This window comes from Geothrix rubra (assembly GCF_030268065.1).
GTDB lineage: Bacteria > Acidobacteriota > Holophagae > Holophagales > Holophagaceae > Geothrix > Geothrix rubra.
On record NZ_BSDD01000003.1, the window covers coordinates 384,817 to 410,911 of the forward strand.

24 protein-coding genes are annotated in these 26,095 nt (G+C 70.9%); 21 read left to right on the plus strand and 3 right to left on the minus strand.

Annotation, left to right across the window (positions count from 1 at the left end; genetic code table 11):
* Positions 1 to 73 precede the first annotated feature (73 nt).
* From QSJ33_RS09820 to QSJ33_RS09835, 4 genes are read left to right on the plus strand one after another with little or no spacing between them, the layout of a single operon-like run.
* Positions 74 to 1,981, plus strand: coding sequence for an ATP-binding protein (locus QSJ33_RS09820; RefSeq protein WP_285725095.1), 1,908 nt, complete (start codon positions 74 to 76; stop codon positions 1,979 to 1,981).
* Complete coding sequence (locus QSJ33_RS09825) at positions 1,978 to 2,694, plus strand: response regulator (protein WP_285725097.1); 717 nt, start codon at positions 1,978 to 1,980, stop codon at positions 2,692 to 2,694. Before QSJ33_RS09820 ends, QSJ33_RS09825 begins: the two co-directional genes overlap by 4 nt.
* Before the next feature lie 44 nt (positions 2,695 to 2,738).
* Positions 2,739 to 3,689 (plus strand): biotin synthase BioB, encoded by a 951-nt coding sequence (bioB, locus tag QSJ33_RS09830; RefSeq protein WP_285725099.1) that lies wholly within the window; start codon positions 2,739 to 2,741, stop codon positions 3,687 to 3,689.
* Positions 3,690 to 3,694: 5 nt separating this feature from the next.
* On the plus strand, positions 3,695 to 4,357 hold the full coding sequence (locus QSJ33_RS09835) for a hemerythrin domain-containing protein (RefSeq protein ID WP_285725101.1): 663 nt from the start codon (positions 3,695 to 3,697) through the stop codon (positions 4,355 to 4,357).
* Here the strand turns inward: QSJ33_RS09835 and QSJ33_RS09840 are convergent.
* Positions 4,354 to 5,241, minus strand: coding sequence for an aldo/keto reductase (locus QSJ33_RS09840; protein ID WP_285725103.1), 888 nt, complete (start codon positions 5,239 to 5,241; stop codon positions 4,354 to 4,356). The genes QSJ33_RS09835 and QSJ33_RS09840 overlap by 4 nt on opposite strands.
* Before the next feature lie 128 nt (positions 5,242 to 5,369).
* On the opposite strand from QSJ33_RS09840, the gene QSJ33_RS09845 reads away from it, so the two are divergent.
* From QSJ33_RS09845 to QSJ33_RS09865, 5 genes are all read left to right on the plus strand, one after another.
* Positions 5,370 to 6,293, plus strand: coding sequence for a metallophosphoesterase (locus tag QSJ33_RS09845; RefSeq protein ID WP_285725106.1), 924 nt, complete (start codon positions 5,370 to 5,372; stop codon positions 6,291 to 6,293).
* Positions 6,290 to 6,757, plus strand: coding sequence for a QcrA and Rieske domain-containing protein (locus tag QSJ33_RS09850; RefSeq protein WP_285725108.1), 468 nt, complete (start codon positions 6,290 to 6,292; stop codon positions 6,755 to 6,757). The genes QSJ33_RS09845 and QSJ33_RS09850 overlap by 4 nt, the downstream gene beginning before the upstream one ends.
* A 59-nt stretch (positions 6,758 to 6,816) precedes the next feature.
* Complete coding sequence (locus QSJ33_RS09855) at positions 6,817 to 7,809, plus strand: RNA polymerase sigma factor (protein WP_285725110.1); 993 nt, start codon at positions 6,817 to 6,819, stop codon at positions 7,807 to 7,809.
* 124 nt (positions 7,810 to 7,933) lie between these two features.
* Positions 7,934 to 10,546, plus strand: a complete 2,613-nt coding sequence (locus QSJ33_RS09860; protein ID WP_285725112.1) for a valine--tRNA ligase — start codon at positions 7,934 to 7,936, stop codon at positions 10,544 to 10,546.
* Positions 10,543 to 11,880 (plus strand): polysaccharide deacetylase family protein, encoded by a 1,338-nt coding sequence (locus QSJ33_RS09865; protein WP_285725114.1) that lies wholly within the window; start codon positions 10,543 to 10,545, stop codon positions 11,878 to 11,880. The genes QSJ33_RS09860 and QSJ33_RS09865 overlap by 4 nt, the downstream gene beginning before the upstream one ends.
* Before the next feature lie 65 nt (positions 11,881 to 11,945).
* Here the strand turns inward: QSJ33_RS09865 and QSJ33_RS09870 are convergent, their stop codons facing one another.
* Complete coding sequence (locus QSJ33_RS09870; RefSeq protein WP_285725117.1) at positions 11,946 to 13,325, minus strand: cytochrome c3 family protein; 1,380 nt, start codon at positions 13,323 to 13,325, stop codon at positions 11,946 to 11,948.
* Positions 13,326 to 13,576: 251 nt separating this feature from the next.
* On the opposite strand from QSJ33_RS09870, the gene QSJ33_RS09875 reads away from it, so the two are divergent.
* The 3 genes from QSJ33_RS09875 to QSJ33_RS09885 all read left to right on the plus strand — a co-directional run bounded on the left by QSJ33_RS09875 (position 13,577) and on the right by QSJ33_RS09885 (position 15,525).
* A complete protein-coding gene (locus QSJ33_RS09875) occupies positions 13,577 to 14,002 on the plus strand; it encodes a hypothetical protein (protein ID WP_285725119.1) in 426 nt (141 codons plus the stop codon).
* The gene (locus QSJ33_RS09880; protein WP_285725121.1) at positions 13,999 to 14,637 is read left to right on the plus strand and encodes a 3'-5' exonuclease; all 639 of its coding nucleotides are present in this window, start codon (positions 13,999 to 14,001) and stop codon (positions 14,635 to 14,637) included. Before QSJ33_RS09875 ends, QSJ33_RS09880 begins: the two co-directional genes overlap by 4 nt.
* A 276-nt stretch (positions 14,638 to 14,913) precedes the next feature.
* Positions 14,914 to 15,525, plus strand: a complete 612-nt coding sequence (locus QSJ33_RS09885; RefSeq protein ID WP_285725123.1) for a hypothetical protein — start codon at positions 14,914 to 14,916, stop codon at positions 15,523 to 15,525.
* Here the strand turns inward: QSJ33_RS09885 and QSJ33_RS09890 are convergent.
* Positions 15,452 to 16,885, minus strand: coding sequence for a cation:proton antiporter domain-containing protein (locus QSJ33_RS09890; protein ID WP_285725125.1), 1,434 nt, complete (start codon positions 16,883 to 16,885; stop codon positions 15,452 to 15,454). The two genes, QSJ33_RS09885 and QSJ33_RS09890, sit on opposite strands and share 74 nt — an antisense overlap.
* 481 nt (positions 16,886 to 17,366) lie before the next feature.
* On the opposite strand from QSJ33_RS09890, the gene QSJ33_RS09895 reads away from it, so the two are divergent.
* From QSJ33_RS09895 to fliN, 9 genes are all read left to right on the plus strand, one after another.
* The gene (locus tag QSJ33_RS09895; RefSeq protein WP_285725126.1) at positions 17,367 to 17,936 is read left to right on the plus strand and encodes a hypothetical protein; all 570 of its coding nucleotides are present in this window, start codon (positions 17,367 to 17,369) and stop codon (positions 17,934 to 17,936) included.
* A gap of 6 nt (positions 17,937 to 17,942) precedes the next feature.
* Positions 17,943 to 18,449: a GNAT family N-acetyltransferase gene (locus tag QSJ33_RS09900; RefSeq protein ID WP_285725129.1), complete on the plus strand. Its 507-nt coding sequence runs from the start codon at positions 17,943 to 17,945 to the stop codon at positions 18,447 to 18,449.
* Complete coding sequence (locus QSJ33_RS09905; RefSeq protein ID WP_285725131.1) at positions 18,433 to 18,807, plus strand: YraN family protein; 375 nt, start codon at positions 18,433 to 18,435, stop codon at positions 18,805 to 18,807. The genes QSJ33_RS09900 and QSJ33_RS09905 overlap by 17 nt, the downstream gene beginning before the upstream one ends.
* Before the next feature lie 67 nt (positions 18,808 to 18,874).
* Positions 18,875 to 20,974 carry a flagellar biosynthesis protein FlhA gene (flhA, locus tag QSJ33_RS09910; RefSeq protein WP_285725133.1) on the plus strand — a complete coding sequence of 700 codons (2,100 nt, stop codon included), beginning with the start codon at positions 18,875 to 18,877 and terminating at the stop codon, positions 20,972 to 20,974.
* A 10-nt stretch (positions 20,975 to 20,984) separates the two neighbouring features.
* Positions 20,985 to 22,289: a flagellar biosynthesis GTPase FlhF gene (gene flhF, locus QSJ33_RS09915; RefSeq protein ID WP_285725135.1), complete on the plus strand. Its 1,305-nt coding sequence runs from the start codon at positions 20,985 to 20,987 to the stop codon at positions 22,287 to 22,289.
* Complete coding sequence (locus tag QSJ33_RS09920) at positions 22,286 to 23,152, plus strand: MinD/ParA family protein (protein ID WP_285725137.1); 867 nt, start codon at positions 22,286 to 22,288, stop codon at positions 23,150 to 23,152. The genes flhF and QSJ33_RS09920 overlap by 4 nt, the downstream gene beginning before the upstream one ends.
* Positions 23,153 to 23,160: 8 nt before the next feature.
* Positions 23,161 to 24,105 (plus strand): FliA/WhiG family RNA polymerase sigma factor, encoded by a 945-nt coding sequence (locus tag QSJ33_RS09925; RefSeq protein ID WP_285725139.1) that lies wholly within the window; start codon positions 23,161 to 23,163, stop codon positions 24,103 to 24,105.
* Positions 24,106 to 24,108: 3 nt separating this feature from the next.
* The gene (gene fliM / locus QSJ33_RS09930; RefSeq protein WP_285725142.1) at positions 24,109 to 25,125 is read left to right on the plus strand and encodes a flagellar motor switch protein FliM; all 1,017 of its coding nucleotides are present in this window, start codon (positions 24,109 to 24,111) and stop codon (positions 25,123 to 25,125) included.
* 3 nt (positions 25,126 to 25,128) lie between these two features.
* On the plus strand, positions 25,129 to 26,061 hold the full coding sequence (fliN, locus tag QSJ33_RS09935) for a flagellar motor switch protein FliN (RefSeq protein ID WP_285725146.1): 933 nt from the start codon (positions 25,129 to 25,131) through the stop codon (positions 26,059 to 26,061).
* Positions 26,062 to 26,095: the final 34 nt, after the last annotated feature.

A 26,095-nucleotide genomic window follows, 5' to 3' on the forward strand; every position in this document is an offset into this window, starting at 1 on the left:
GCCGTCACGGATCGCCCGGACGCGACTTTTTACGCGGTTTTTATGCAGGGCCCCTGGGTACTCTGGAGCGCCCATGGACGCCTCCTCCCGTCCCATCCTGGTGGCCCTCGGCTCCGAGGCCCGCGCCCTCCGGCTCATCCAGGCCGCCTCCCGCATGGCGCGGGAACGGGGCGCCCCCTGGATCGCCGCGCACGTCCGGACGACTGCGGGCCCGGCCGCGGAGGACGAGGAGCAGGCCCAGGTCTGGCTGCAGGAGGCCCAGCGCCTCGGCGCGGAGGTCCGGGTGGTCCGCGCCCCGACCCTGGCGCAGGGGCTGGCGGACCTGGCCCGGACCAGCCACGCCCAGGCCCTGATCCTGGGCCGCTCCCGGGACCGCTGGCCCTGGGCCCGCCTGGGCCATGCCACCGCCGACGAACTGCAGCGCCGCGGACTGGACGCGCGCCTGGAGGTGCTGGACGATCCGCCGGGCGCGCTCTCCGAGCGGGCCCCGGGCACGTCCTTCGGCGCCACCGTCGGGACCTTCCTGGTCCTGGGCGCCTGTACGGGCCTGGCCTGGCTGGTGCCGCGGGAGGGGAACCTCTCGCTGGTGCTGCCCATCTACCTGCTGGGCGTGGCCGTCATCGCCCACCGCTGGGGCCAGGGCCTGGGGGTGCTGGCCTCCGCCCTGAGCGCCCTGCTCTACAACTTCCTCCTGGAGACGCCCCGCTTCAGCCAGGCGACCGGACACTGGCCCAACCTGCTCTTCTTCCTCGCCATGCTGCTGGCCGCCCAGCTGGTCATGGGCCTGCTGCGACGGCTGCGCCACCAGGCGCGGGAGGTCCAGCGCCGGGAGGTCCACACCGCGTCCCTGTACCTCCTGGGCCGCGCCCTGGCCCGGAGCCGGACGCCGGAGGAGGTGGCCACGGCGGCCGCGGAGCACATCGGGCGGGCCTTCAAGGCCACGGCCTGGCTCCTCCTGCCGGAAGGGGACGCCTGGCGTTCCCTTCCCACGCCGGTCGAGGACCCGGCCCTGCCCGCCCCGTCGGAGCTGGGGCCCGGCCTGGAGATCGGTGATCGCGAAGGCGACCCCCTCGAGCCGCTGCCGCGAGGCGGCGCGTTCTACCTCTCCCTGACCGGCACGGACCGGAGCGAGGGCGTGCTCCGGATCCTCCCCCGGGAGCCGGGGGGGCTGCCCCCGCGCACCTGGGAGCTGCTCAAGGCCTTCGCGGCCCAGATCGCCCTGGCCCTGGAGCGGCTCCGCTGGCTGGAGGAGGCGCGCCGGGCCCAGGTGGAGCGGGAGACCGAGCGCCTGCGGAGCACCCTGCTCGGCGCCATCGGCCACGACCTCCGCACGCCCCTGGCCGCCATCCACGGCGCCGCGGGCACCCTGCTGCTGCCGGGCGACCTCACGGAGGCCACGCGCCGCGACCTCCTGGCCATGATCCAGGACGAGAGCGAGCGGCTGGCGCACCTCCTGGGGAACCTCCTCGACCTCACGCGGCTGGAGAGCGGCGTCCTCCAGGTCCAGAAGGAGTGGCAGCCCCTGGAGGAGGTGGTGGGCGCGGCCCTGGGCCGGCTGGAACGCCGGGAGGGGGCCGTGCCCGTCCGGGTGGACCTCCCGCCGGACCTCCCCCTCGTGCCCCTCGATGCCGCCCTCATGGAGCAGGTCCTCATCAACCTCCTCGCCAACGCCCGGCGCCACGCCCCCGGCCGGGACGCAGACCTGCGGGCCTGGACCGAGCCCGGCCGCCTCTGCCTGGAGGTGGCCGACCGGGGGCCCGGGGTGCCGGAGGCCTTCCTCGAACGGATCTTCGACAAGTTCTTCCGCCTCTCGGAAGCCGGAGAAGGCGGCGTGGGCCTGGGACTCGCCATCTGCCGGGCCATCGTCCAGGCCCATGGGGGCGAGATCCGGGCCGAGGCCCGCCCGGGGGGCGGCACGGCCTTCCGCATCGGCCTCCCGCTCCCCGGCGATCCGCCGTCGCTGCCGGAGGGCGCGCCATGACGGCCCCTCCGGGCGGGGCCCATCCGCCCCGCATCCTGGTGGTGGAGGACGAGCCGGCCCTCCGCCGGTTCCTCGTGCCCACGCTGACGGGCCAGGGCTACCAGGTGCTCACGGCCGCCACCGCCACGGAGGGCCTGGCCCAGGCCCGCAGCCACAACCCCGACCTGGTGCTGCTGGACCTCGGGCTCCCCGACCTGGATGGGATGGAGGTGCTATGCCGGCTCCGCGCCTGGAGCCGCCGCCCCATCGTGATCCTCAGCGCCCGGAACCAGGAACACGACAAGGTGCGCGCCCTCGACCTGGGTGCCGACGACTACCTGGCCAAGCCCTTCGGCGCCGCCGAGCTGCTGGCGCGGCTGCGCGTGGCCCTGCGCCGGACGATCCCCACGGAGGCCGGGGACACGGTGGTGGCCGGAGGGGGGCTGCGGGTGGACCTCGGCCGCCGGGAAGTGAGCCTGGAGGGGCGTCCCGTCCACCTCACGGCCCTGGAGTACCGATTGCTGGAAGCCCTCGTCCGCCGGAACGGAAGGGTGGCCACCCATGCGCAGCTGCTGGCCGAGGTCTGGGGGCCCGGCGGCGAGGGAAACACGCACTACCTCCGCATCTACATGGCCATGCTGCGCCGCAAGCTGGAGGCCGACCCCACCCGGCCGAGACACTTCATCACCGAGCCCAACGTGGGCTATCGCCTGCACCTGGACGGGCCCGGCTGATTAATCGTCTTCTCCGGTACAATGGACGCTTTTCGGGAACGCCCATGCCCCTGTCCCCCGCCGAGATCCGCGACATCCACGACCTGCCGGTGCCCGAGCTGCTCTACCGGGCGGCCACGGCCCACCGCGCCCACTGGAACGCGGAGGAGATCCAGTTCTGCACGCTGGACTCCATCAAGACCGGGGCCTGCCCGGAGGACTGCGCCTACTGCCCCCAGAGCGCCCGCTACAACACCGCCCTGAAGGTGGAACCCCTCAAGGACGTGGAGAAGGTCCTGGCCGGCGCCGCCGAGGCCAAGGCGAACGGCTCGACGCGCTACTGCATGGGCGCGGCCTGGCGCGAGGTGAAGGACGACGCCAACTTCGACGCCGTGCTGGAGATGGTGCGGGGCGTCTCCGGCATGGGCATGGAGGTCTGCGTCACCCTCGGCATGCTCGACGAGGCCCAGGCGAAGCGCCTGAAGGCGGCCGGCTGCCAGGTCTACAACCACAACATCGACAGCAGCCGCGACTTCTACGAGACCATCATCCACACCCGCACGTTCGACGAGCGGCTGGAGACCATCGCCGCCGTGCGTGCCGCGGGCCTGGAGGTCTGCTCCGGCGGCATCGTGGGCATGGGCGAAACGGTGGATCAGCGCATCCACTTCCTGCAGGAATTGACCGAGCTGGAGCCCGCCCCCGAAAGCATCCCCATCAACCAGTTCGTGGCCGTGGACGGCACGCCCCTGGCCGGCGTCCCGCCCCTGCCCCCGCTGGAGCTGGTGCGCATGATCGCCACGGCCCGCATCCTCTTCCCGAAGAGCCGCATCCGCCTCAGCGCCGGCCGCACCCAGATGAGCGACGAGCTGCAGGCCCTCTGCTTCTTCGCAGGCGCCAACAGCATCTTCACCGGCGAGAAGCTGCTCACCACCCCCAACCCCGGCGGCAACCACGACCACTGGCTGCTGGACGCCCTGGGCATGCGGGTGGAGGGCGCCCCGGCCCGCGTCTGACCCCCATGCAGCTCCTCGACGACCTCCGCCGCGAGCACGACCTCATCGACCAGGTGCTGGGCTCCCTGCGGGCCTTCGTGACGGCCCGGCTCGCGGGACAGGGCGACCCCGCCGACGGCGCGCGGTTCCTGGCCTTCTTCCGGGACTTCGCGGGCACCTTCCACCACGACAAGGAGGAGGCCGTCCTCTTTCGGGCCCTCGTGGAGAAGGCCGAACTGCCCGCGGACCGCGGCCCCGTGGCGGCCATCACCGGCGAGCACCAGCGCATGGCCGGCCTGCTGGAGGCCCTGGCCGGGCTCCTGGGTAGTCCCCTGGCCACTGAAACCGATCGGGCGCGCCTCCAGGAACTGGCCGTGGCCTACAGCCACGCCCTCTGGCGTCACATCGACGCCGAGAACTCCGTCCTCTTCCCCGAGGGCGAGGAGCGCCTGCGCCGGGCCCATGTCCGCGAGCTGCCCTCCCGCCCCATGACCGACGCCGAGCATGCCGCCCGCGAGACCGGGCTGGCCCTGCTGACGGCCTATCCGCCCCAGCCCGATCCCCAGGCCCCGCGCGGCGACGGCTGCGTCAACTGCGCCTCCTTCGGGACCACCTGCGAAGGCCTCGAGGCCGAGTGGTGGACCGACCTGGAGTGGGAAGACCACTGGGACCGCATGCAGAGCGACTAGGCCACCGGCTTCCCCCTCGCCGCCTCCAGCAGCCCGAACCAGGCCTCGCGGTCGAGGATGCAGGCCATCGCGGCCACGGCCTCGCGGAGCCGGTCGAGGCGTCCCGTCCCCACCACGGGCAGGAGGCCCGAGGGATGCCGGGCCAGCCAGGCCAGCGCCACCTGGGCGGGCGTCAACCCGAGGGCCTCGCCCAGCTTCGCCAGGGCCAGGGCCAGCGCCGCGGAGGGAGCCCGCCCGCCGCCGAGGGGCGACCAGGCCATGACCTGCATCCCGCGGACCTGCGCGTGGTCGAGGGTGCCATCCAGCAGGGGCTCCGGGCGCCAGAGGGAGGCTTCGATCTGGTGTGCGGCGAGGGGGAGGGTCAGCCGGGCCTGGAGCAGGTCCGCCTGGGCCGGGAGGAAGTTGGAGACGCCCAGGGCCAGGACCTTCCCCTCGGCCACGAGCTCCCCGAGCGTGACCGCCAGGCCGTGGGCGTCCATGAGGGGATCGGGCCGGTGGATGAGCAGCAGGTCCAGGCGGTCCGTGCCCAGGGCCCGGAGCGAGCCCTCCACCGCCGCCCGGACATGCGACCGGGAGGTGTCGTAGTGCTTCACCGCCACCCGGGGCGAGGCCTCCGACACCAGCCGGATGCCGCACTTCCCCACGATCCGGAAGCGGTCCCGCAGGCCCGGCGCCGCCCGGAAGGCCGCACCGAGGGCCGGCTCCACGGCCCCGGCACCGTAGATGTCGGCGCTGTCCAACACGGCGAGACCCAGATCGGCCGCCTGGGCGAGGAAGGCCGCCAGCTCACCGGGGCTGCGTCCCCCATCCAGGAGGCGCATGGTGCCGAGGGCCAGGCGCGACGAGCCCTCGGGCACCAGGGTGGGAACGGGGGCGGAGGCCATCCCCGGATCCTGACAGATTCCCGGGTCCCTGGCCCCCGCCGGGACCGGACCGGGGGGCGACATCCATCCCGCGGTCCGCGGTGTATCTATCCGTGGAGGGCCCTCTCCCGGCCCCCGAAGGAGCCGCCATGTGCGCGTCCATGGATCGCAAGGCCTTCCTCACGCTGCTGGGCCTGGGAGGGGTGGCCGTCGCCTCCCGGCTGAGCGGGTTCGCCGCGCCCCTGGGCGTCCTGGCCCCCGGGAAGCCGGCCCCGTCCGACTTCCACTTCGTCCAGCTGAGCGACACCCACTGGGGCTACCACGGACCGGCCAACCCGGACGCGGCCGGCACCCTGCCCCGGGCCATCGAGGCCGTGAACGGGCTGGCCCACCCGCCGGATTTCATCGTCTTCACGGGGGACCTCACCCACGACACGGACGATCCGAAGGAGCGGCGGGCCCGGATGGCCCGTTTCAAGGAGCTGGTGGCGGGCCTTGCGGTGAAGCGGCGCTACTTCCTCCCGGGCGAGCACGACGCCGGCGCGGACCAGGGCGAGGCCTTCCGAGAGCTTTTCGGACCCACCCACTACACCTTCGACCACGGGGGCTTCCACTTCATCGCCCTGGACAACGTCTCGGCCCCGGGCTCGAAGCTCGGGGCGGCCCAGCTCAGCTGGCTGGCGGAGGACCTGGCGCGGCTGGACCACGGCCAGCCCCTCGTGGTCTTCGCCCACCGCCCCCTCTTCGACCTCTACCCCGACTGGGACTGGGCCACGCTGGACGGCGCCGACGCCCTGGCCCTGCTCCAGCCCTTCCGGTACGTGACGGTGTTCTACGGGCACATCCACCAGCAGCACCACGTCATGACCGGACACATCGCCCACCACGCCGCCGCGTCGCTCATCTTCCCCCTGCCCGCGCCCGGCTCCCAGCCGAAGCGCGCCCCGGTCCCCTGGGATCCGGCGGCGCCGTACCGCGGCCTGGGCCTCCGCGACCTCGATGCCCGGGCCGGCTCGAAGGCCCGGCCCGCGGCCGAGGTCCCGTTCACCGACCTCCCCCTGGTGCAGCCATGAGCCCCGGAGACGCCAGGCCCGGGGCCCTCCCCGGTCCCGACCGCCGGACCTTCGTCCAGGGCCTGCTCGGCGTGCTGGCCGCCCTCGCCGTGTCCCCGCGCGCGGCCGCGGCCGGGGACCCGCCGCCACCTGACGCGGCGCCCATCCTGACCCCCGAGACCCGGGCCTCCCTGGCGGCCGGCCAGGTCCGGGACTACCGGAAGCAGGGCGACCTCTTCCTCCTGGCCGACGCCGGAGGCATCTACGCCCTGACCTCCATCTGCACCCACCGGGGCTGCAGCGTGCGGTGGTCAGGGGAAGGGTTCACCTGCCCCTGCCACGGCAGCGAGTACGACCGGCTGGGGGCCGTGACCCACGGCCCGGCCCGGCTTCCCCTGCGTCACCTGGCCGTCCAGGAGGTGGAGCCGGGCGGCCCCCTCCGGGTGGACCCCGCCGTGACCGTCCCCCCCGGGACCCGCCTGTGAGTCTCGGCTTGCGGGACCCGGGGGGCCGGGCGCACCCTTCCTGCGAGGTCCCGGTACCCGTGTCCGAACCACTCCTGGCCCAGCTCTCCGACGAGGCCCTCATGGGCCGGGTGGCGGCCGGGGACGCGGAGGCCCTTCAAGTCCTCCACCAGCGCCATGCCCCCATGGTCTTCCACCGGGCCCGCCGCAGCCTGGACCGGTCCGCCGCGGAGGAGATCACCCAGGAGGCCTTCCTCGCGCTCTGGACCAAGGCCCCCACCTACGATCCCGCCCGGGGGCCCCTCCGGCCCTGGCTTCTCCAGATCACCCACCACCTCATCGCCAACGAGCTGCGGGCCCGGTCCCGCCGGCCCCAGGCCGGGCCCGACCTGGTGGAGGACCTCTCCGATCTGTCCGCCTCCCCGGAGGAGGAGGTGTGGCGGGAGTACCGGCGGACGGCCATCCGGGAGGCCCTGCGCGTGCTCCCGCCCTCCCAACGGCAGGCCCTCTCCCTGGCCTTCTTCGATGAGCTGTCCCACGAGGAGGTCGCCCATCGCCTGCGGGTGCCCCTCGGCACCGCCAAGACCCGCATCCGCGCCGGGCTCCAGAAGCTGAACGCCCGCCTCGCCGTGCTGGTGGCCGTGGGGCTGGGCCTGCTGCTGGCCGTACCCGGAGCCTTCGCGCTCCGGCGCGCGGGCCGGCAGGATCGCGCCCTCCGCATGCTCACCAGCAGCCACGCGAAGGTCCTGAGGATGGAGCCGTCGCCGCCCGCGGCCGATCCCGAGCAGGCCCTCCACGCCGCCTGGCGGAGCGAACCCGGGAACTCCACGGTGGTCCTCACCCTGGCCCACTTCCCGCCGGCCCCCGCGGGCCACCGCTATGCCGTGTGGATGGCCCAGGACGGGGCCTGGCGGCGGATCGGCACCCTCGCCCCCGATGCCGACGGTCGGGCCCGCGTCATCCTCGAGGATCCCCGCTTCGCCCGGGCGCCCGAGGGCCTGTGCCTCACCCGGGACGACGCGAAGGGCCCCGAGCCCGCCGTCGTCGCCTGGCCCCGGCGGGACCCCCGCTGATCCGCCGGAACTGGCCGGGGCCCGGCCGCCATGCAAAAATGGATCCCTGGACACCAAGGCCCCTCAGCCTGGCTCGGCTGGTCTTGGTGTCCTGGTGTTTTCGGCTCCCTGTTCCGGGTGACCCATGCGCGAGATGGACAAGGCTTTCGATTTCCGGACCGCCCAGACGCGGTGGTACGAGGTGTGGGAGGCCGCCCGGGCCTTCGAGGCCGCGCCGGACAGTGGCAAGGAGCCCTGGTCCATCGTCATCCCGCCGCCCAACATCACGGGCAACCTGCACATGGGCCACGCCCTGGTGAACACCCTCCACGACGTGCTCACGCGGTTCAAGCGGGCCCAGGGCTACGACGCGCTGTGGGTGCCGGGCACGGACCACGCCGGCATCGCCACCCAGATGATGGTGGAGCGCCAGCTCAAGGCCGAGGGCACCGATCGCCACAAGCTCGGCCGGGACGCCTTCGAGCGGCGCATCTGGGACTGGAAGGAGAAGAACCAGGGCGCCATCGAGCACCAGCTCAAGCGCCTGGGCTGCTCCGTGGACTGGACCCGCAACCGCTTCACCCTGGACCCCTCCCTCAACAAAGCCGTGCGCAAGGTCTTCGTGGAGAGCTACAAGGCCGGCCGCATCTACCGCGGCCCCCGCATGATCCAGTGGGATCCAGCCCTCCAGACGGCCCTCAGCGACCTGGAAGTGAAATACGAGGAGCGCAGGGGCAAGCTCTGGTATCTGCGCTACCCCATGTCTGACGGGCACGGCGAAGTGGTGGTGGCCACCACCCGGCCCGAGACCATGCTGGGCGATACGGCGGTGGCCGTGCATCCGGAGGACGCGCGCTACCAGCACCTCATCGGCAGGACCGTGGACCTGCCCCTCACGGGCCGGAAGATTCCCGTGGTGGCCGACAGCTTCGTGGATCCCACCTTCGGCACGGGCTGCGTGAAGGTGACCCCCGCCCACGATCCCAACGACTTCGCCGCGGGCCAGCGCCTGAAGCTGGACAGCATCACCATCCTCGGCTTCGACGCGAAGATGACCGCCGCGGCCGGCGCCTACGCGGGCCTGGACCGCTTCGAGGCCCGCAAGCGCGTGGTGGCCGACCTGGAGGCGCAGGGCTTCCTCGTGAAGGTGGAGGACTACGTCCACAAGATCAGCCTCAGCGACCGCAGCGGCGCCGTGCTGGAACCCCTCGTCAGCGAGCAGTGGTTCATGGACGTGAAGGAGGCCGCCGCGAAGGCCCTGGCCGCCGTGCAGGACGGCCGCATCGCGTTCACGCCCGAGCACCACGCGGCCGTGTGGCAGCACTGGCTCACCAACATCCAGGACTGGTGCATCAGCCGGCAGCTGGTGTGGGGCCACCGCATCCCCGCCTGGACCTGCGCGGCGTGCGGGGGGCTCCATGTGGAGATGGAGGCGCCCTCCGCCTGCGGCGCCTGCGGAGATAAAAAACTGATCCAGGATCCGGACACGCTGGACACCTGGTTCTCCTCGGCCCTGTGGCCCTTCAGCGTCTTCGGCTGGCCCGACGAGACCGCGGACCTGAAGCGCTACTACCCCACCAGCGTCCTCATCACCGGCTACGACATCCTGTTCTTCTGGGTGGCCCGCATGGCCATGGCCGGCCTCACCTGGATGGGCGACGTGCCCTTCCGGAAGGTCTACTTCAACAGCCTGGTGCGCGACGCCAGCGGCCAGAAGATGTCGAAGACCAAGGGCAACGTCATCGATCCGCTGGAGGTGATGGAGGAGTACGGCACGGATGCCCTGCGCTTCGCCCTGGCCATCATGGCCGCACCCGGCACGGACATCGCCATGAGCCCCGCCCGCCTCGAGGCCAGCCGCAACTTCTGCAACAAGCTGTGGAACGCCTCGCGCTTCGTGCAGATGAACCTGGACGCCTCGATCACGCTGGAGACCGAGCCGGTCTTCGGCGAGGCCGAGTACTGGCTGATCGGGCGGCTCCGGGACGAGCTGGGCGCCATCACCGACGCCCTCGAGGCCTTCCGCTTCCACGATGCCGCCGACCGCCTCTACCACCTGGTCTACGACGACTTCTGCGCCACCTACATCGAGCTGGCCAAGGTGCAGCTCCAGAGCGGCACGCAGGCCCAGAAGGCGGCCATCCTCCACTTCCTGGACATCCTGCTCCGGGCCCTGCACCCCTTCGTGCCCTTCCTGACCGAGGAGATCCACGAGGACGTCATGGCGGAGCGCCTGCCCGCCGGCGAGCCCACCCTGCTGGCCCTGCGGTCCTGGCCCATCGGCGAATGGATCCTCCGGGCCAGGGGCGGCGACGCCGCCCTCATCCCCCGCTTCCAGGAGGTGCTCTCCGCCTTCCTGCGCCTCAAGGCCGAGCAGGGCGTGGATCCGGCGAAGCGGGTGGCCGCCTTCTGCTCCCTGTTGGAGCTGGAACCCTTCGCCGAGGCCCTGAAGGCCATCGCGCGGCTGGAGTCCGTCACCTTCACCTCGGCCGACCTCGCCTCGCCCACCCGCGCCGTGGCCGTGGTGGCGGGGGGTGCCGTGGCACTCGAACTCGCGGGCCTCAAGGATCCCGCCGCCGAGAAGGCCAAGCTGGAGAAGGAGCTGGCCAAGCTGGAGAAGGAGCTGGAGCCCCTCCGCGCGCGCCTCGCCGACGACAGCTTCGTCACCAAGGCCCCCGAGGCCGCCGTGGCCAAGCTCCGCGGCCAGGCCGAGGAGCGCGAGCAGCGCCTCGCCCAGGTGAAGGCCCTGCTGGGATGAGCCGCCGCGCCGGCGCGATCCTCGTCCTGGTGATCCTGGGCGCCGCCGGGACCCTGGCCTGGCGGCACCGGAGGATGCGGCGCCCTGCCCCGGCCCCCCTGGCCGTGGCGGCGGTCTTGGCCGAGGCGGCCGCCCACCCGGAGCGTCCCCAGGCGGCGGACCCGCTGCTGGAGGGCCTGCGCTCGGAACTGCGGCTGCATCGCCAGCTCCTCGTGCTCTTCGCCGACGAGGCCGGGATGCAGGGGTCCCGGCGGGAGGCGGCCCTGGCCGTGGGCCACCGGCTCCATCACGAGGAGCGGGACCTGACCCACCAGCTCAACGGGGAGCTCACCCGCCTGGCCGCCACGCCCTCCCCGCAGCGGGCTCCGGTGATCCTGGCCCTGCTCGCGTGGATGGACACCGATCCCGACCTGCTGGAGCCCGATCGCCTGGCCTTCCGCGACCCGCTGCGGGTGCTGAAGCGCGCCCTGGCCCACGACGCCTCGCCCGAGGGCGCCGACCTGAGGACCCGGCTCGCCGCCCACCTGGCCGAGGTGGACCGGGTGGAGGCCTGGGTCGAGGCGGAATACCGCCAGGCCCGGGGTGGCCGGCGGCCCCGCTGGGAGGCCTACCTGGCGGAACTCCAGAGGCGCATCCCCCTCGACCAGCTGCTGGGTGCACCGGGCATCCCCGCGCCCTCGCCAGGGGCGGCGGAGGGCGAGATCTCCGGCGCCGCCTTCCCCGAGAAGGTGCTGGTGCTGAGCTTCGACGACGGCCCGCACTGGATCTACACGGAGGAGATCAAGGCCCTCCTCCAGACCGAGAAGGTCCCAGCGCTCTTCTTCGAGGTGGGGCGCAACCTGGGCACCGTGGACGCCTCCGGCCAGGCCCGCCTCGGCCCCATGGCCGCGTTCACGGAGGACCTGGTGAAGGCCGGGTTCGTGGTGGGCAACCACAGCTACACCCACGCCCAGCTCAGCAAGGAGACGGGCGCCCCGCTGGACCTCGAGATCCGCGAGACGGACCAGCTGCTGCAGGCCATCCCCGGGGCCCACAGCCACCTCTTCCGCTTCCCCTACGGCGCCCGTACGCCTGTGCAGATGGCCGCGCTCCAGCCCTACCACCTCCGGTCCGTCCTGTGGACCATCGACAGCCTGGACTGGGCCGATCCCGTCCCCAGCTCCGTGGCCGACCGTGTGCTGAAGGCCGTGGCCCGGGAGAAGCGGGGCATCCTCCTCTTCCACGACATCCACGACCGGGCCGGCAAGGTGCTGCCGATGATCCTTCCGAAGCTGCGGGCCGAAGGCTACGTGTTCGCGGGCCTGAACCGCGAGGGGCGGCTGGTCCTTCCGTAGGCCTGCGGGAGGGCACGAACACGGGGACGGGCCCCGGAAGGCCCGTCCCCCCTCCTTGCGACGACTCAGTCCCCGCCGCCGGAACCGCCGCGGGCCTTCCACTGGAACTGGTGGGGCCACTTGGCCTGCTGGGGGTCCAGGAACCCGGTGTGGCAGACGTTGCAGGCCGAGGCCTTGCCGCCGGTGCCGTGCTCGTGGGCCCACTCGCTGAAGCCCTCGCCCCGGTTGGAGCTGTGGCAGGCGGCGCAGCTGGCGATGGCCTTGGCCTTGCCCTGGTACTGGATGGCCTGGGCGTTGTCGGAGGCCTGCCGGGTGGGCACCATCGCGTGCGGGCTTCCGTGGCAGGCCGAGCAGTAGAGGTTGCCGTGGCCGCGGGCATTCCGGTAGAGCGCGGTGCCCGTGTCCACACCGGCCACGCCCGTGTGGCAGGTCGCGCACTTCGGCTCGTTGGCCCAGGGCACGCGGGTGCCGTTCTTGATGGTGGCCGCCACATTGGCCATGTCGCCGTGGCAGGCCGTGCAGTTCCCGTCGGCGGCGGTGTGGGCCAGGCTGCGGCTGCACTGGGTGGTGGGGCCGGGGTGGCAGTCGTAGCAGGAGGCGCCCCGGGTGGCGTGGAAGCCGTGCACGGCCTGGGAGAGGTACATCCTCGAGGAGCCGGGGCCGGTGGCGCCCAGGGCCGGGCTCCCGTGGCAGCTGGCGCAGAGCACGGGCTTGCTGGCGAAGAGCTGGGTGCCGTGGGCCGCATCATGCTTCTTCAGCACGTCGTTCAGGGCGTCCTTCCCGTGGCACTTCGAGCAGTTGATCTCGTCGGAGGTGGGCACCGTGGTCGTGGTCTTCGCCACCACCTTGCCGCTGGCGTCCTTCACCGTGATCTCGCCCACCTGGTAGGGGTTCCACACGCCCTTGTCGTCGATGGGCGTGAGGGGGATGCCCGAGGCCAGGAAGTGGTCGCCCTTGGCCAGCATGGTGCCCGACAGGCCGTTGTTCACGGCGGGGTCGTCCAGGTTCAGGCCCTTGTCCAGGGGCAGCGTGACGCCGAAGAGCTTCTGCACGTTCACCCAGAACTGGCCGAAGGTCCCCTTGGTCGAGGACTTGGTGTTGTTGAGGATGCGGTAGCTCACGGTGAGCCCCGAGGTGACGGGCTGGGGCGGGTTGCCGCGCTTGACCACCTGGGCCACCACCGTGTTGTAGGGCGGGAGGATGACCGCCGCGTCGTAGCTGGGGTTCAGGCAGTGCATGCCGAGGTCGTTCCAGGCCAGCACCACGTAGCTGGACGAGGTGGTGGCGCTCGGCAGGCTCCCCGGCTCCGCGGGCAGGGGGGGCGTTCCCGTGGTGGAGGCCGCGGCCGCCTCCGTCTTCGAACCGCCCCCGCAGGCGGCGAGCAGTCCGGCGAGCGCCAGGGCGCTGGCGGCGCCGGCAAGGGTCCTGGGGGCATGGCGTGTCATGGGGCCTCCGTGAGGGTGGGGGTGGCGGGTGGGGGACGGCCGGGGCCTGACAACCGACGTCCAGGTGATTGAAGGTGCGACCTCCGTCACGGGTTTGCAATATGACTTAAATCACATATTATCATATAGTTAATAATATCTGCCCTCGCCTACACCCATCGGCCTACGGTCCGCTCCGACGGAGGGTCCCCCCGGGCCAGCCCAGAGCCTGGACAGCGTCCGGTTCCACGGACGGGTGCTAGGCTGGTGGGATGAGCAAGATCTACTACGCCGGCCAGGATGTGGACGCGCCCTGTGGGCGCTGCGGAGGGGAAACCCGGCACCAGATCCTGACGGTCACGAATGGCGTGCCCGACAAGCTGATCTGCGGGAACTGCCGCTCCGTCCACAAGTTCCGCGCCGCCAGGCCGGCCCCCGAGCCCCGGGCGCCGCGGATTCCCGCCACGGCCAAGGCCGGCGGGCCCCCGCGGTCCGGCGGTTCCACCTCGCTCTACCAGCAGCTGGTGGCCCAGGAGCAGGGCGGCGGTCAGTCCCGGCCCTACGCGGTGTCCGAGCGCTGGGAGGAGGGGGCCTGGATGGACCACCCCTCCTTCGGCCTGGGCCGCGTCCAGCGCCGGCTGGGACGGAAGGTGGACGTGCTGTTCAAGGACGGGCTCAAGACCCTGGTCAGCGCATGACCGACGGCCCCCTGCTGGAGTCCCCCTCGCCCGGCCTGCGGGAACTGCGGTTCGCGGTGCTGGACCTGGAGACCACGGGAGGCAGCCCCAAGGCCCGCTGGACCCGGGATGGGCGCTTCAGCCCCGCCTCCGAGATCACCGAAGTGGGCCTGGTGCGCCTGGCCGGCACCGTGGTGGAGGACCGCTGGTCCAGCCTGGCCGCCATCGAGGGGTTCCTCCCCGAGGAGATCCAGCGGCTCACGGGCATCAGCCTGCCCATGCTGGCCGGCGCACCGCCCTGGGAACGGGTGGCACTCCAGCTGGCGCCCCGCCTCGAGGGCCGCGTGTGGGTGGCCCACCACGCCCCCTTCGACGGAAGCTTCCTCAAGGCCTGGCTGCCCGAGGGCGTCTGGCGCCGGCATCGGCTCGTCTGCACCCGCCTGCTGGCCAAGAGGCTCATCCCCGAGCTGCCCCGCCGCAGCCTGGCGGAGCTGTGCGAGTTCCTGGGCATCGTCAACACCCGGGCCCACCGCGCCCTCCAGGACGCCGAGGCCACCGCCGAGGCCCTCCAGCACCTGCTCCAGCGCGCCGAGGCCCAGGGCCTGGACGGCGAGGCCTTCCTCGCCGCCGGCGAGGTGCCCTGGTCGAAGGTGTAGCCGGTCGCGAGGGTGGCCATCCCCGGACTGCGGGCTCCTCCCGAGCCGATTCGTTCCGTTGAACCTTCCCGACCGGGGCGAAGGGTTGGGGTCGGAACCGGGGCCCCCCGAGCCTATGGAGCCGCCCTCCGGTTCGCCCTCCGTTCACGAACGCCAGGCGTGGTTCTCAAAGGTGAAGGCAGGCGGGATCTTCATGACAGCTTCCCGGGAGGTCCGCGGAGGGTTGAACCGCCGGACCTGGAAGACTGTCCAGACAACCTGTCCCTCGGAGCATGCATGCTATTCGAGATCCGGAAGATCTCCTTCCACACGGTCCAGGAGTTCGGGCAGGAATACCTGATGATCGCCGTGGGCATCCTCGCGGCGCTGGGCCTGGAGCACCTGGTCACCCATCACCTGCGCATCCGGGCGGCCGAGCAGGCCAGGCAGAAAGGCATCGAGCAGCTTGCCGACACCCTGAAACGGGACATCCGGGCTGGGAAGTCCCGGGCCACCCTCGGCCGCGAGGGCTGGGACGTGGCCGTGGCCAACCAGTCCGCCGCAGACATCGCCTCGGCGGTGCCTCGGCGCTTTTCCGCCGCCCATGCGGCCAAGCGGGAGTCCAGCGCCCTGGGTGCCCAGGGCAGCCTCTTCATCCTGGACGCCCCCGGGGTGCTGGATGCCATGGCGGATGTGGATCTCCCGCGGGCAGATCCAGTGGAAACCCTCAAGGCGCTGAGGAACATCGCCCGGGGCAACCCTGACCCTCATCCCGGTCAAGGTGGGACTCAGGACCTCGACCGCGGCATCCCTCCTGGGCCGCCGGCGCCTCCTGCTAGACCCATGGATGCTTGCGCGTCAGCAGGTGGAGGATGGGCGTGGTCATCAACGTGGTCGTCAAGGCCATGATGACGAGCATGGCGAAGAGGGTGGGCGAGATCACGCCAAGGTCCAAGCCGATGTTCAGGGCGATCAGCTCGACCAGGCCGCGCGTGTTCATGAGGATGCCGAGGGAGGAGGCGTCGCGCCAGTTCAGGCCGACGAGCTTCGAGGCGATCGCCGATCCGCCGAATTTGCCGGCACAAGCGCACAACACGATCAAGCCGCAGACGGCCCACGCCTGCGCGCCGCTGATGAGGGCCACCTGGGTTCGCATGCCGGTGAACGCGAAGAAAGCAGGCAGGAACAGGACGGAAATCACGTCGTGCAGGCGATGGGTCAACCCGGCCGTGACCTTGCTGTCATGGGGAATGACGGTACCGAGAAGGAAGGCGCCGAATATCGCGTGAATACCGATGAATTCCGTGGCCATGGATGACATCAGCATCGCCACGAAGATCACGGCCATGCCGGTGCGGGTCAATTCCGGCGTCTTTTCCAGCCAGGGGATGCCCCGGCGGACCAGTGGGCCGAGCAGGATGAACACGAAGGCAATGTACCCGGCCGTCAACCCCCAGGTGACCAGCGCACTCGAGACGTTGGCTTTCGCGAGGCTGATGACCAGCGCGAGCAGGCACCACGCGGTGACATCGTCCACGGCGGCACAGGCCAGGGCGATGGACCCCATGCGGGTTTTGCTGACGCCGCGGTCCGTGAGGATGCGGGCCAGCACGGGAAACGCGGTGATGGACATCGAGATGCCCAGGAACAGCGCGAACATGGTGAAGCTGACGTGACCCTCGGCCATGATCGGGTAGATTCCCAGCGCCACCAACGCGCCGAGCAGGAACGGTACGAGGATGCTGGCGTGGGAGATTGCTAAAGCGGCATGCCCGCTGCGGGTGACGACCTTCAGATCCAGTTCCATCCCCACCAGGAACATGTAGAGGATCACGCCCAACTGAGCGATGACGTTGAGGAACGGAGCGACCGAATGCGGAAGGAGGTAGCGGAACATTTCCGGAGCGATGCGGCCGAGCAGGGAAGGCCCAAGCAGGATGCCTCCGATCACTTCGCCGACCACGGGCGGCTGCTGGAACCACGCGAACAGGTTTCCGATGGTCCGCGTGGTAAGGATGATGACCGCCAGCGCGAGCAGCACATGAAGGACGATGGGGATTTCTGCCTTGAGGTGGGCCGGCGCGGCTGTGCCGGAAGAATGGAGCGCCACCGCACGCACGCCCCAGTAGTCGATCAAAAGGAACAGGCCGATGGCGATCCCGATCATGCCCAGGTAGAACGCCAATACCCGCAGCCGGTTGGGTTTCGCCAAAGTCGAACTGGAGGGGGGAACCTCTGGCGATAACATCTCTCCAGCGAAACCAACCACGGGGCACCTCCAAGAGGACACGGGGCCGAGACGGCACCTGGAAGGAAGGTCGGACCCCTGACGGGGTGAAGGTCGATCCCAATTCAGTCGAGATGTGGCTGGACAACCTGCTTTCCGGACTTTGGATTCAACCTGGGGCGAAGGGGGGGGGGCAGGATCGCCCCAGAAAAGGAGTGGGCCCGCAGTCAGACGTCGGCTGCCTCGCGGCGCTCTCAGCGCTGAAACCTGGTGATGAAGCGGCCGTACTGGATTTCGGCCAATCCAGCCTCTGCGAACAAATGGAATGGAAGTTGCTTATCCAACATGGGCGCCTCCATTGCAGCAGAGTCTAGGTCGCAGAGCGGCCCTCGCCAATCGCAAATCCCCCGCGAGAACCTAAAGCTCGTGTTCCTTCGATCAGATCGTTGCCAGGTCCAGTCCGGCCCCCAAACGGGGCATGTCTGGCTGCAAACCGCCTGATGGGGGCAGGTACACTCCCCTCATGGATCTCGCCCGCTTCCTCGAACTCGTGCATACCCAGGGCTGGCAGGGCTGGGCCCTGTGGCTGGTGCTGGTGGCCCAGGCCCTGCTCTGGGTGGGGCTGGTGCGCCTGCACCTGGCCCTGCGCCGGGAGGAGGCGCCCTGGGAGGAGTGCGTGGGGAAGATCCGCAGCGCCTTCCTCCGCAAGCTGAACGGCGAGGAGGAGATCCAGGAGCTCAAGGTCCACCGCTACGCGCCCCTGGTGGACCAGCTGGTGGCCTTGCACTTCGCGGAGGAGAAGAGCGACCGCTTCGACCGCTGGCTCCTGCTCCGCTGGAAGGCCAAGGAGGGCCTGCGTCCCTACTGGATCCGCTGGGGGCACCTCATCATCGGCTTCGGCGTGGTGGTCTGGTTCCTCCAGGGCCTCCGCCTGGACATCGGCACGGAGGTGCTGAAGCGGACCCCCGCCGACCCGCGCCTGCTCTGGGTCTGGCTGGGCTACGCCATGGTCCTTGCCTGGAAGCAGGTGCGGCTCCACGGCAACCTCGAGCGCGTGCAGCGCAGCCTGCTGCTGCCGAGGCGGGACGAGTAGCCCCCCATGGCCTTCCGCATCCAGCCCTTCCGGCCGGGCCTCGAGAGGCAGGTGCTCGACCTGATCCTGCCCATCCAGCAGGTCGAATTCGGGGTGCCCATCACGGCCGGGGACCAGCCGGACCTGGTGCGGATCCCCGAGGTCTACCAGGCCGGTCGGGGCGGGTTCTGGGTCGGCCTCGACGGCGACCGGGTGGTCGGCACCCTGGGCCTCCTGGCCTTCGGCCAGGCCCCCGGCGGCGGGGGCGCCCTGCGGAAGATGTTCCTCCACCGCGACGCCCGGGGCGGCGGCCTGGCCCAGGCGCTGCTGGACACCGCGCTGGACCATGCGCAGCAGCAGGACCTCCCGGGCCTCTGGCTCGGCACCCTGCCCCAGATGGGCGCCGCCCACCGCTTCTACGAGCGCAACGGGTTCCGACGGATCGGGGCCGAGGCACTTCCCCCGGCATTCCCCCGCATGGCCGTGGACACGGTCTTCTACGCCCTGGAGCTGCCCCGTGTCGCGGCGCGGTGAGGCCGCCCGCCGCCTGGGGGCCCGCACGGAGCGGCTGACGCTCTGGCTGCTCTGGCTCCGGGGCTGGGACCTGGTGGCGTGGCGCCAGAAGCTCGGCCGCTGGGAGCTGGACCTGCTGGTGAGCCGGGGACCCGAACTCCGCGTGGTGGAGGTCAAGGCCCGCCGCCCGGGCGCCTGGACCGGCGCCGACACCGCCCTGGCCCCCGACCAGCGCCTCCGGCTCCAGCGGGCCCTCCGGAGCTGGCTGGACCGGGTCCCCTGGCCGGGCGCCGTCACCTTCCAGCGGGTGAGCTGGGCCGGCTGGCGCTGCCGGTTCCACCCGCCGGAACGGTGGGATTCGCTGAAGATCCCGAGGTAGGAGCGCCTTTCCCCGCGCACCGCCGGCGGTTGGCATACCCCTCGCCCCGCACCCACCGGGTGTCGGTATGTTGACCTTCCTGGACCGTCTGCTTCCGTATATGGGCCGCCTGGCCAAGCGGTCGGACCTGGCTGCGCCCCTGTTCGTGCTGATCGTCCTGGTGGTGATGATCCTGCCCCTGCCGGCCTTCGCCGTCGACCTGCTCATCGTCCTGAACATCACCCTCAGCCTGCTGATCCTCATGGTGGGCATGTATGTGCCCCGGCCCAAGGAGTTCAGCTCCTACCCATCGGTCCTGCTGGTGGTGACGCTTTTCCGTCTCTCCATCAACGTGGCCACCACCCGGCGGATCCTGCTCTATGCCGGGGACCAGGGACCGGCCGCCGCCGGCCACATGGTGCAGTCCTTCGGCCAGTTCGTGGTGGGCGGCAGCTACGTCATCGGCCTGGTGGTGTTCCTGGTGCTGCTGGCCATCCAGTTCCTGGTCATCAACCACGGCGCGGGCCGCATCGCCGAGGTGACGGCCCGGTTCACCCTGGATGCCATGCCCGGCAAGCAGATGGCCATCGACGCCGACCTGAACGCGGGCTACATCGACGAGCAGGAAGCCCGCCGCCGCCGCAAGGACCTCCAGGAGGAGGCGGGCTTCTACGGCGCCATGGACGGCGCCGTGAAGTTCACCCAGCGGGATGCCGTGGCCTCCCTGATCATCCTGGCCGTCAACATCGTGGCCGGCATCATCCTCGGGGTGGTGCAGTACAACCTGCCCGTCATGCAGGCTTTGCAGACCTACACCCTCCTGACCGTGGGCGACGGCCTGGTGACGGTCATCCCCAGCCTGCTGGTCAGCGTGGGCGGCGCCATCCTCACCACCCGCACGGGCGCCGACTCGGGCGGCCTGGGCAGCGAGGTCCTGGGCCAGCTCGGCGCCGACCCCCGCCCCCTGGCCATCGCGGCCTCGGCCCTGTTCCTCTTCGGGGCCATCCCCGGCCTGCCCCTGTTCCCGTTCTGGGCCATGGGCTCGATCTTCGGGATCATGGCCTACGCGGCCTGGAAGCTGCCCAAGCCCACCCCGGCCGCCCTGGCCGCCGAGGCGGCCGCCGCGGAAAAGGCCAAGGCCGCCGCGGAGGCCGGCGAGAAGGTGGAGGGCCTCCTCAAGGTGGATCCCCTGGGCCTGGAGGTGGGCTACGGCCTCATCCCCATGCTCGACGTGAACCAGGGCGGCACGGTGCTGGAGCGCATCAAGGCCGTCCGACGCCAGATGGCCCAGGAGCTGGGCATCGTGGTGCCTCCCGTACGCATCCGCGACAACCTGCAGCTTCCGCCGAACACCTACCGCATCCTGCTCCGGGGCGAGGAGATCGCCCGGGCGGACCTCCAGCCCACCCAGTTCCTGGCCATGAACCCGGGCACCGCCACGGAGGAGCTCGCCGGCGTCCCCACCAAGGAGCCCGCCTTCGGCCTGCCCGCCTACTGGATCGGCGAGGGCCTGAAGGACCGGGCCCAGATGATCGGCTACACCGTGGTGGAACCCGCGACGGTGCTGACCACCCACCTCTCGGAGCTCATCAAGCAGCACGCCCCGGAGCTGCTGGGCCGGGTGGAGGTCCAGCACCTCCTGGACACCCTCAAGGAATCCAGCCCGCGGCTGGTGGACGACCTCATCCCCAACGTGATCACCGTGGGCGTCCTCCAGAAGGTCATGCAGAACCTCCTGCGGGAGCGGGTGCCCGTGCGGGACCTGGGCCGCATCCTGGAGGCCACCGCCGACACCGCGACCATGACCAAGGACGTGGGGATCATCACCGAGTACGTCCGGCAGGCGCTGGGGCGGGTGCTGACCGGCCCGCACCTCTCCGACAACGGGGAGCTGGGCGTGCTGGTGCTGGATCCGCAGATCGAGCAGACCCTCCAGGGCGGCATCGAGCACACGGACCGGGGCAGCTTCCTGGCCCTGGAGCCCGTCCGCAGCCAGGAACTGCTGGCCCGCATCGCCAACGGCATCGCCGCCATGCTCCCGGGGGCCCAGCCCGTCCTGCTCACCAGCCCCGTGGTGCGTCCGCACCTGCGGCGCCTCCTGGAGCGGGCCCTGCCCCACCTGGTGGTGCTGAGCCACAGCGAGATCCCCGCGGACATCCGCGTGGTGAACCTGGGAACCGTTTCATGAAGGGTGACCCATGCGCGTGAAGACCTTCGAAGCCGCCTCCATGCAGGAAGCCCTGGACATCGTGAAGAAGGAGATGGGCGAGGAGGCCTTCATCCTCTCCACCCGCACCCGCCGGCGACCGGCCGCCCTGGGCCTGGGGGAGGAGACTGTCATCGAGGTCACCGCCGCCGTGGACGAGGCCGCCCAGGCCCCGGTGGCCCGGGAGCAGGCCGTCGGCGCTCCGCCCCTCACCTACGGGCTCCGGCCGCCCCTGGAAACCCCCGCCCCGAAACCCGCCGCCCGGCCCGCCCGCGAAGCCAGCCGGCCCCAGGGCGCCCCCCCGCCCCCGCCCGTGGACCTGCAGCCCCTGCGCCGGGAGCTGCTGGAGATCAAGGGCGCCGTGGCGGCCCTGAAGGACAACGATTCCCGCAACGCCTCCATCCTGGAGGAGCTGGACCACCTGAAGTCCATGCTCAACCGCCTCCAGCGCCAGGGCATGCCCCCCGCCCAGCTGCAGCTGCCCCCCAGCCTGCTGGACCTCTACGGCGACCTGGCGGCCAACGACGTGGAGCCCATGATCGCCCTGCGGCTCTGCGAATACGCCCAGCGCGCCCTCACGGAGCAGGACGGCGACACCGCCTCGGGCAACGTGGATCCCGAGCGGGCCCGGCTCTTCCTCCGGCGGGTCATCGCGGATTTCATCCCCGTGGCGCCGCCCATCCAGCTCGACCCCGGGAAGATGCGCGTGGCGGCCCTCGTGGGCCCCACGGGCGTGGGCAAGACCACCACCCTGGCCAAGCTGGCGGCCTACGCCCAGCTCAAGCTCAAGCAGAAGGTGGCCCTCCTCACCCTGGACACCTACCGCCTGGCGGCGGTGGACCAGCTCCAGCAGTACGCCCAGATCCTGCAGGTGCCCATGCACGTGGCGCTCACGGTGGAGGACCTCCGCAGCGCCTTCCGCTTCTACCAGGACCGGGCCCTGGTGCTCATCGACACGCCCGGCCACAGCCCCAAGGACACGGAGGTGCTGGGCCAGCTCCGGAACCTGCTGGACGAGCTGCCCGAAGTGGAGACCCACCTGGTGCTCTCCGCCACCACCAAGCCCCGTGATCTCTCGGAGATCGCGGCCCGGTACGAGCCCCTGCGCCCCACCCGGCTGCTCTTCACCAAGCTGGACGAGACCTCCACCTATGGACCCATCCTCAGCACCCTGGTGCGGGTAAAGCGGCCCCTCAGCTACCTCGGCACGGGCCAGGAGGTGCCGGAGGCCCTGGAGCTGGCCACCAGCCGGCGGGTGGCCGATCTCATCCTCCCCGGCGTCAAGGAGGTCCAATGAGCGACCAGGCCGCCCGGCTCCGCAGCATGGCCCAGGGCCAGCGCGCGGAAGCCCCCCTCTTCGCGGCCCGCGTGCTGGCCATCACCTCCGGCAAGGGCGGGGTGGGCAAGACCAACGTCGTGGCGGGCCTGGCCCAGGCCCTGGCCCAGCAGGGCCAGCGGGTCGTCGTCATGGACGCGGACTTCGGCCTCGCCAACCTCGACATCCTGCTGGGGCTGACCCCCAAGTTCACCCTGGAGCATGTCCTCCGGGGCGAGAAGGTGCTGGAGGAGATCCTTGTGGAGAGCCCCTTCGGGGTGCGGATCATCCCCGCCAGCAGCGGCATCCAGGAGCTCACCCGCCTGGATACCACCTCGGAGCTGCGCCTGGTGCAGGGCCTCCAGCGCGTGGCGGAGACCGCCGACTGGCTGCTCATCGACACCGCCGCCGGCATCCACGATTCCGTCCTGAAGCTCCTCATGGCGGCCCAGGAGGTGGTGCTGGTCACCACGCCGGAGCCCACCAGCCTGGTGGACGCCTACGCCATGGTGAAGGTCCTCCATCTGCGGGACGCCGCGAAGCCCCTCTGGCTGCTGGTGAACAACGGGCAGAGCCTGGAGGAGGCCCAGGAGACCGTGGACCAGCTCCAGGCGGCCACGGAGCGGTTCCTGGGCAAGCAGGTCCGGGTGCTCGGCATGATCCCGTCGGATCCCCACATCCTGCAGGCCGTGCGCCAGCAGAAGGGGGTGGTGGACCTCTTCCCGAGGAGCCCCGCGGCCCAGACCTTCCAGGCCCTGGCCGGCCATCTGCTCGGGCAGGTTTCCTTGCAGCCCGGCGGCTTTGCGGCATTCTGGAGGCAGCTCGCCTCCGACGACGCCCCCTAGGAGCCCGGATGCCCCCGACTCCGAACCAGCCTGCCGATCCCGGCCAGCCGCTGAGCGGCGAGGACCTGCGTGCCGCCGTGGAGGCCGCCCCCGCCGCCCTCCGGCCCTGGGCCGCCCTGGCCGCCGCCAAGGCCTACGGCAAGGGACTGCCCCTTCCCCTGCCCCTGCCCGTTCCCCAGGGACCGGCCGCCGGCCAGCCCCCCGCGCCGGCCGGTGAACCCGCCGAGGCGCCGGAGCCCTTCGACCGGGAGAACCGCGAACAGATCATCAAGGACTACGTCCCCCTGGTGAAGTTCGTGGCGCACCGCATCTCCTCCCGCCTGCCCTCCCATGTGGAGCTGGACGACCTCATCCACAGCGGCATCCTGGGCCTCATGGACGCCATCGAGAAGTTCGAGCCGGCGCGGAACATCAAGTTCAAGACCTACGCCGAGCTGCGCATCAAGGGCGCCATCCTGGACGGCCTCCGGGACCTGGACTGGGTGCCCCGCAGCCTGCGCCGCAAGAAGAAGGACATCGAGAACGCCTACCACCTGCTGGAGCAGCAGATGGGCCGGGCCGCCACGGACGAGGAGGTGGCCGTCCACCTGGGCATCCCCCTGGACGAGCTGCACAAGAACCTGGACGAGCTGAAGGGCGTCACCCTGGGCACCTTCGTGGAGGTGGGCGAGGACGGCGAGGGCGAGAGCATCATCAGCTTCGTGCCGGATCCGGACGCCGAGGATCCCCACCACACCTTCCAGGCCGCCGAGCTGAAGGAGATCCTCCAGGTGGCCATGGATGTGCTGCCCAAGAAGGAGAAGTTCGTGGTCCAGCTCTACTACTTCGACGAGCTGACCATGAAGGAGATCGGGACCCTCCTGAACATCACCGAGTCCCGGGTATCGCAATTGCATACCAAGGCCATGCTGCGGCTCCGGGGCAAGCTCCTGGAACAGCGCATCGAAGGGTAGTCCATGGCCAAGATACTGAGTCAGGAAGAGGTTGATGCGCTGCTGAAGTCCCACAGCCGGGGCGGGGCCAAGGCCCCGGCCGGGGGGGCGCCGGAGCGGGGGGCGGCCCCGGCCCCGGCAAAAAAAGCCCAGGTCCAGCGCAAGGTCACCCTCTACAACTTCCGCCGGCCCGACCGGGTGAGCCGGGAGCAGATGCGCTCCCTGCACTTCATGCACGACCGCTTCGCCCGGAATTTCTCCAGCTCCCTCAGCGCCTACCTGCGGACCATCACCGAGGTGAACCTGGTCTCCGTGGAACAGCTCAGCTACCAGGAGTTCCTGCTCTCGGTGCCGGACCCCACCTGCTTCAACGCCATCTCCATCAAGCCGCTGGAAGGGGCCCTGGCCCTGGAGGTGAACCCCACCCTGGTGTTCCCCATCATCGACAAGATGCTCGGCGGACCCGGCGAACCCCTGAAGCAGCTCCGCACCATGACGGACATCGAGCAGAGCATCTTCGACGGCGTCCTCAAGCTGGTGCTGGAGGACATGCGCGAGGCCTGGCGGGGCATCATCGACCTCGATTTCCGCATCCAGGCCCGGGAGACCAGCCCCCAGCTCATCCAGATCGTGGCCCCCAACGAGGTGGTGCTGCTGGTGGTGTTCGAGGTGAAGATGGGCCCCGTGAGCGGGATGATCAACCTCGCCATCCCCAGCATCATCCTCGAGCCCATCTCCACCAAGTTCGACCAGGAGATGTTCACGGGCTACAAGAAGTCCTCCACCTTCGAGGAGGCCCGCCTGCTCATGGCCAGCCTGAAGCGCTGCCCCATGGAGGCCGCCGCGGAGATCCGCGGCACCAGCCTTCGCATGGAGGAGGTGCTGCAGCTCAAGCCCGGCGACGTCATCCCCCTCACCAAGCGCTTCGACGCCGAGCTGGACCTGGTGGTGGACGGCTTCCCCCGCTACACGGGCTTCGTGGCCCTCGACTCCAACGAGAAACGCGTCTTTCAAGTGACCGGCAGCCGGTCCGAAGGGTGAACCATGGATGCCCGCGACACCGAGTTCTACCAGAAAGTGGGCGGCGCCTTCTCGGAGAGCATGGCCTCCGTGTTCTCCATGCTCACGGGCCGCGACTTCCAGATGAGCGCCGCCCCCGGAGAGCTGCTCCAGCTCCCCGGGATCGCCGCCCTGCACGGGGGCCCGACCATCGTCGTGAAGGCCCACTACCAGAAGGGGCTCAGTGGCGCCCTGGCCTTCACCCTGCCCCTCCCGGAGGGGACCATGCTGGTGGATCTCATGCTGGGCGGCGACGGCGCCCCGGCCGATGAGCTGGTGGGCGACTCCAAGGACGCCCTGGCGGAGACCTTCAACCAGGTCATGGGCAGCGCCAACCAGACCCTCTCCGACCTGGCCGGCGAGACCTTCGCCATCGCCAACGTGGAGATCAGCGCCGTGGCGCCCGAGGCCGGCCCCCTGGGCGAGCTGCTGGGCACGGGCGGCTTCCAGGATGTGGCCCTGGCCACCTCCCAGGACACCCTGAAGACCACCATCCACATGCTCCTCCCCGACATGCTGCTCCAGCAGATGAAGCGCAAGCTCGGCCTCGCGGAGGCCCCCGCCGCCCCAGCGGAGCCCCCTCCGGCCTCCTCCGTCGCCGCGGCCCTGACGGCGCCCCCGCGCCAGGCGCCCGCCGCGACCGGGCCCGTGGTGGATGCCGGCAACCTGGACCTGCTGCTGGACATCCAGCTGCCGGTGGTCGTGCGCATGGGCCAGACGGAGATGCAGATGGGCGAGCTCCTGAAGCTCACCCCGGGCTCCATCCTGGAGCTGAACCGCAGCGCCGACGCCCCCGTGGAGCTGCTGGTGAACGGCAAGCTCATCGCCAAGGGCGAGGTGGTGGTGGTGGACGGCAACTTCGCCTTCCGCATCACGGAGATCGAGAGCCGGGCCAACCGGATCCGCAGCCTCGGCTGAATCCAGGAAGGATTAAACCGTTCCCCCGCTGGGG

What these genes read in the sequence shown, in the direction of transcription:
- flhF (WP_285725135.1), top strand. Translation starts at nt 20,985, where the DNA reads ATGCGCGTGAAGACCTTCGAAGCCGCCTCCATGCAGGAAGCCCTGGAC.
- QSJ33_RS09840 (WP_285725103.1), bottom strand. Translation starts at nt 5,241, where the DNA reads ATGGCCTCCGCCCCCGTTCCCACCCTGGTGCCCGAGGGCTCGTCGCGC.
- QSJ33_RS09865 (WP_285725114.1), top strand. Translation starts at nt 10,543, where the DNA reads ATGAGCCGCCGCGCCGGCGCGATCCTCGTCCTGGTGATCCTGGGCGCC.
- flhA (WP_285725133.1), top strand. Translation starts at nt 18,875, where the DNA reads ATGTTGACCTTCCTGGACCGTCTGCTTCCGTATATGGGCCGCCTGGCC.
- QSJ33_RS09820 (WP_285725095.1), top strand. Translation starts at nt 74, where the DNA reads ATGGACGCCTCCTCCCGTCCCATCCTGGTGGCCCTCGGCTCCGAGGCC.
- QSJ33_RS09880 (WP_285725121.1), top strand. Translation starts at nt 13,999, where the DNA reads ATGACCGACGGCCCCCTGCTGGAGTCCCCCTCGCCCGGCCTGCGGGAA.
- QSJ33_RS09885 (WP_285725123.1), top strand. Translation starts at nt 14,914, where the DNA reads ATGCTATTCGAGATCCGGAAGATCTCCTTCCACACGGTCCAGGAGTTC.
- QSJ33_RS09835 (WP_285725101.1), top strand. Translation starts at nt 3,695, where the DNA reads ATGCAGCTCCTCGACGACCTCCGCCGCGAGCACGACCTCATCGACCAG.
- fliN (WP_285725146.1), top strand. Translation starts at nt 25,129, where the DNA reads ATGGATGCCCGCGACACCGAGTTCTACCAGAAAGTGGGCGGCGCCTTC.
- QSJ33_RS09920 (WP_285725137.1), top strand. Translation starts at nt 22,286, where the DNA reads ATGAGCGACCAGGCCGCCCGGCTCCGCAGCATGGCCCAGGGCCAGCGC.
- QSJ33_RS09825 (WP_285725097.1), top strand. Translation starts at nt 1,978, where the DNA reads ATGACGGCCCCTCCGGGCGGGGCCCATCCGCCCCGCATCCTGGTGGTG.
- QSJ33_RS09900 (WP_285725129.1), top strand. Translation starts at nt 17,943, where the DNA reads ATGGCCTTCCGCATCCAGCCCTTCCGGCCGGGCCTCGAGAGGCAGGTG.
- bioB (WP_285725099.1), top strand. Translation starts at nt 2,739, where the DNA reads ATGCCCCTGTCCCCCGCCGAGATCCGCGACATCCACGACCTGCCGGTG.
- QSJ33_RS09860 (WP_285725112.1), top strand. Translation starts at nt 7,934, where the DNA reads ATGCGCGAGATGGACAAGGCTTTCGATTTCCGGACCGCCCAGACGCGG.
- QSJ33_RS09895 (WP_285725126.1), top strand. Translation starts at nt 17,367, where the DNA reads ATGGATCTCGCCCGCTTCCTCGAACTCGTGCATACCCAGGGCTGGCAG.
- fliM (WP_285725142.1), top strand. Translation starts at nt 24,109, where the DNA reads ATGGCCAAGATACTGAGTCAGGAAGAGGTTGATGCGCTGCTGAAGTCC.
- QSJ33_RS09870 (WP_285725117.1), bottom strand. Translation starts at nt 13,325, where the DNA reads ATGACACGCCATGCCCCCAGGACCCTTGCCGGCGCCGCCAGCGCCCTG.
- QSJ33_RS09875 (WP_285725119.1), top strand. Translation starts at nt 13,577, where the DNA reads ATGAGCAAGATCTACTACGCCGGCCAGGATGTGGACGCGCCCTGTGGG.
- QSJ33_RS09850 (WP_285725108.1), top strand. Translation starts at nt 6,290, where the DNA reads ATGAGCCCCGGAGACGCCAGGCCCGGGGCCCTCCCCGGTCCCGACCGC.
- QSJ33_RS09925 (WP_285725139.1), top strand. Translation starts at nt 23,161, where the DNA reads ATGCCCCCGACTCCGAACCAGCCTGCCGATCCCGGCCAGCCGCTGAGC.
- QSJ33_RS09845 (WP_285725106.1), top strand. Translation starts at nt 5,370, where the DNA reads ATGTGCGCGTCCATGGATCGCAAGGCCTTCCTCACGCTGCTGGGCCTG.